This window comes from Nocardioides proteolyticus (assembly GCF_051280635.3).
Lineage (GTDB): Bacteria > Actinomycetota > Actinomycetes > Propionibacteriales > Nocardioidaceae > Nocardioides.
Map to the genome: position 1 here is coordinate 1 of NZ_JBNBPO030000055.1, position 3,671 is coordinate 3,671.

General features: G+C 75.2%; 3 protein-coding genes. All 3 read left to right on the forward strand.

Annotated elements, in window-relative coordinates; all coding sequences use genetic code 11:
• Positions 1-231: 231 nt before the first annotated feature.
• The 3 genes from ACPOLA_RS19085 (at position 232) to ACPOLA_RS19095 (ending at position 3,629) form a co-directional block, all read left to right on the forward strand.
• Entirely contained in the window at positions 232-2,160 is a 1,929-nt protein-coding gene (locus tag ACPOLA_RS19085) for a SigE family RNA polymerase sigma factor (RefSeq protein WP_435772091.1), read from the forward strand.
• A gap of 109 nt (positions 2,161-2,269) precedes the next feature.
• Positions 2,270-2,779 carry an RNA polymerase sigma factor gene (locus ACPOLA_RS19090; protein ID WP_435772092.1) on the forward strand — a complete coding sequence of 170 codons (510 nt, stop codon included), beginning with the start codon at positions 2,270-2,272 and terminating at the stop codon, positions 2,777-2,779.
• Positions 2,772-3,629: a hypothetical protein gene (locus ACPOLA_RS19095; protein ID WP_435772093.1), complete on the forward strand. Its 858-nt coding sequence runs from the start codon at positions 2,772-2,774 to the stop codon at positions 3,627-3,629. The genes ACPOLA_RS19090 and ACPOLA_RS19095 overlap by 8 nt, the downstream gene beginning before the upstream one ends.
• Positions 3,630-3,671 lie beyond the last annotated feature (42 nt).

A 3,671-nucleotide genomic window follows, 5' to 3' on the forward strand; every position in this document is an offset into this window, starting at 1 on the left:
GTCGGGGTCGCCACCAGCGGCCGGGGGGTCGCGTGGTCGGGGCGGTGGTGGGGGTGGGCCGGGCGGCCCGCGCGGCCGCTCGGGCGGCTCGTGGAGCGGCCGGCACCGGACCGGCGCCCCGGCGGGGACTGGAGCGACGTCATGGTCGTCCCATCTTCACGCGCCGGCGGTCCCGGAGGCGGCCGCCACGCCGGGAGGCCGGGATCCGCCACCCGCTACGGTGGTGCGGTCATGAACGCTGACGTCACCAGGCCCGTCTACGTGAGCAGCGCCGACCTCGCCGACAGCTTCGACGCGTTCTACCGCGATGCCCGCGATCGGCTGCTGCTGCAGACGTTCGCCCTCACCGGTGACCTCACCGTGGCACGGAGCGCGGTGCGCGAGGCGTTCGTGGTGGCCTGGCACCACTGGCGCAAGACCGCGCGGCTCGACGACCCGGAGGCCGCGGTGCGCACCACGGCGTGGCGGAAGGCGCTGCGCCGCGCCGCCGCGCGGCCGTGGCGCAGCAAGAAGGATCTCGACGAGCCGACCCTGCGTACCCTCGAGGCGTTGCTGGCCCTCTCCGTCGTGCAGCGCAAGGCGCTCGTGCTCACCCAGCTCGCGGCCGTCTCGATGGAGGAGATGGCCCGCGAGGTCGGCGTGCCGCTCGAGGTCGCCCAGCGCGAGCTGCAGCTGGGCGCCGCGCAGTTCGCCATGCAGCTGGAGGTGCCGACCTCGGCGATCCCGCTGGCACTCAACGGCCTGTCCGACACCACCCGCACAGCCACCTGGCCCCGGGTCACGATCATCCGCAGGGCCGGTGCGGCGCGGCGACGGGCCCACACCGTGGTCGGCTCGGCCGCCGCGGTCGTCGCGCTCGTCGCCGGCGGCGCCGTGGCCACCGACGCCACGGGAGCGCGACCCACCCTCGACCGCGAGACCGTCCCGGTCGTCTCCGCACGGCCGCCCGCCGGTCCGGCGGTGACCGCCCTGCCGGACACCGCGCTGCTGCCCCGGCAGGCAGTGCGCGACGCCCTGCCGGGTCGGGGCTGGCGCCAGGGCGGCACCGTCGACAACTCCGCCGGGGACGGCCGGGTGCTGCCGTGCCAGCTCGAGCGCTACGCGGATCGGCGTGGCACTGCGGCGTGGGTCCGGGTCTTCCGCAACGGTCCCCGGCCGAGCGCGACCCGCACGCTGACGCAGTTCGCCGAGGCGTCGACGACCGAGCGTAGAGCGGTGCGCACCTACCGCCGCACGCTCGACTGGTTCGCCTCGTGCCCCGCGGCCGAGGGCCGGGCCGCCGCCGCGGCCGAGATGCAGCTGGTGAGCACGGCCGCGCTGCCCGGGGTCGGCGACCAGGCGGCGCTGCTCGTGCTGCGGTCGGTCACCGAGAGGCGGACGCACGCGATCGGAGTCGCCCGGACCGGCCTGTTCACGACCACCGTCGCCCTGACCACGGCGGCGCCGGCCGGCACGGCCAACCGCGACGGGGTGGCCGCGCTCCTCGCCTCGGCCGTCTCCCGCCTCTGTGCGCTGGCCGACGGCGGCGAGTGCGCGCCCGACCGCCCGCGCGTGGTCGACCGGGCGCCGTACCCGGTGGGGAAGGCGCCGTGGATGCTGTCCGAGATCGACCTCCCGCCGGTCGGACGCGACTACGGACCGTGGGTGGCGACGCCGCCGACGACCCTGAAGGAGGACCGGGTCGACGCGGGCGCCATCGGGTGCTCGACGGTGCACCTGTTCGGCGAGTTCCGCGGCAACCGGATCCAGGACAACCAGTTCCGCACCTTCCTCTTCAACCGCGGCAACCTGCCGCCCGAGGTGGGCCTCACCCAGACCGTGGGCTCGCTGCCGGCCCGCGCCGCCGACCGGTTCGTGCAACGGATCCGCGACCAGATCGCGGCCTGCCCCGACCAGGACGCCAGCGCGGGCACGGAGGTCGAGGAGCTCGCCCGCTCCGGCGACGGCCGCACCGCACTGTCGGCGTGGCGGCTCACCACCGCCCTGCCGGGTGACCGCAGCGTGGAGTACAACGTGGCCGTCGTGCGCCGCGGCACGGCGGTCTCCCTGCTCGTGTACGTCGCGGCGCCGCGCGCCCGGATCGGCGACGCCGACTTCGTCGCGCTCGCCCGCCGCTCCCTGGAACGCCTCGCCAGGATGGAGCCCTACGACCGGGGCTGAGCCTGCTCCGGAGAATCTCGGGAAGTGATGCAACCGGCGCGCCCGTGCCGGCGTACCACTCATGAAGCCCCGGCCCCGGGGCACCAGTTCGGTCCGAGAGGAGGTCGGCGTGGAGGCTCAGGAGTTCGACGAGTTCTACACCGCGTCGTTCCGCCGGGTGACGGGCCAGGTCTACGCGATGATCGGTGACTACGACGAGGCCACCGAGTGCGTCCAGGAGGCGTTCGCGCGCGCCTGGGCCCACCGTCGCAAGCTGGACCGGGCGGAGTACCCCGAGGCATGGGTGCGCACCACGGCCTACCGGCTCGCCGTCAGCCGATGGCGACGCCGCAAGCGCGGGGAGCGGTCGCCCGACCGCGCCGTCGCGCCCGGGACGCAGGTGCCGGCCGTCGACGAGTCGCACGTCGCGCTCGTCGCCGCGCTCAAGCAGCTGCCGGAGGCCCAGCGCCAGGCGCTGGTGCTGCACCACATCGCCGACCTCCCCGTGCAGCAGGTCGCTGCCGAGGTCGGCGTTCCCGAAGGAACCATCAAGGCCCGGCTCAGCCGGGGACGCGCGGCGCTGGCCGCGCTGCTCGCCGACGAGACCGGTCTCGCGGGAGGAGGAGTGAGCCATGCCTGACCCGCTGGAGGAGCTGGCCCGGTTCGGCGCAGGACTCGAAGGAGGCGACATGCCGCTCTCCGCACCAGAGGTACGGCGTCGCGGCGACCGGATCCGCCGTCGGCGCAACGCACTGGTGGCGGGCGGGGTGGCGGTCGCCGTGACCGCCGTGGCCGTGCCCGTGCTCGCGCTCGCGAGCAGCGACACCCGGAACGACGACCGGCACCTGCCCGCCGAGGACCCCACCGGCCGCACCGGCGTCACGCTGAGCGAGGACGACCTGCTCACCGACGACGACACCGAGTACTTCCCCGGCACGAAGGGCGCCTTCCGCGCCGTCGACACCCAGGAGGGGGACGGCCAGGCTGCCTTCCACCCGTGCCAGCAGTCGACGCTCGCCGACCTGGGCGCCGTGGCGGTCCGCACCCGCACGTTCGAGTTCGGACCCGGTCTCCGCGACCCCGACGCCGAGCCGACGCCGGGCACGGGGCTGGTCGAGGCGGTGGCGGAGTTCCCCGACGCCGACGCCGCCCGCATCGCCTACGAGACGTTCACCGAGTGGGTCCTCGCGTGCGAGGACCGTCTCCCCTACGAGCGCGCCCAGGTGATCCCGCAGGCGCGGACGGTCGACCTGCCGCGCGGCGACGCCGTGGTCTACGACGTGAGCTGGGGCCCGGCCGAGAAGGAGATCGACCCCTACGGCGATTCCGGCTACATCAACGAGACCGGGCTCGTGCTGCTCGACGACCGGATCGCGGTCCTCTCCCTCACCATCGTCGGCACCGACTACAACTTCGTGCCGGAGGAGGGCGGCACCCCGGTCAACCGGATGGTCCCGCCGGCCGCGGAGCGCCTGCAGGAGGACGGCTGATCGCAGCACCCGGGAGGGCCGCCACCGTGAGGTGGCGGCCCT

What these genes read in the sequence shown, in the direction of transcription:
- ACPOLA_RS19085 (WP_435772091.1), top strand. Translation starts at nt 232, where the DNA reads ATGAACGCTGACGTCACCAGGCCCGTCTACGTGAGCAGCGCCGACCTC.
- ACPOLA_RS19095 (WP_435772093.1), top strand. Translation starts at nt 2,772, where the DNA reads ATGCCTGACCCGCTGGAGGAGCTGGCCCGGTTCGGCGCAGGACTCGAA.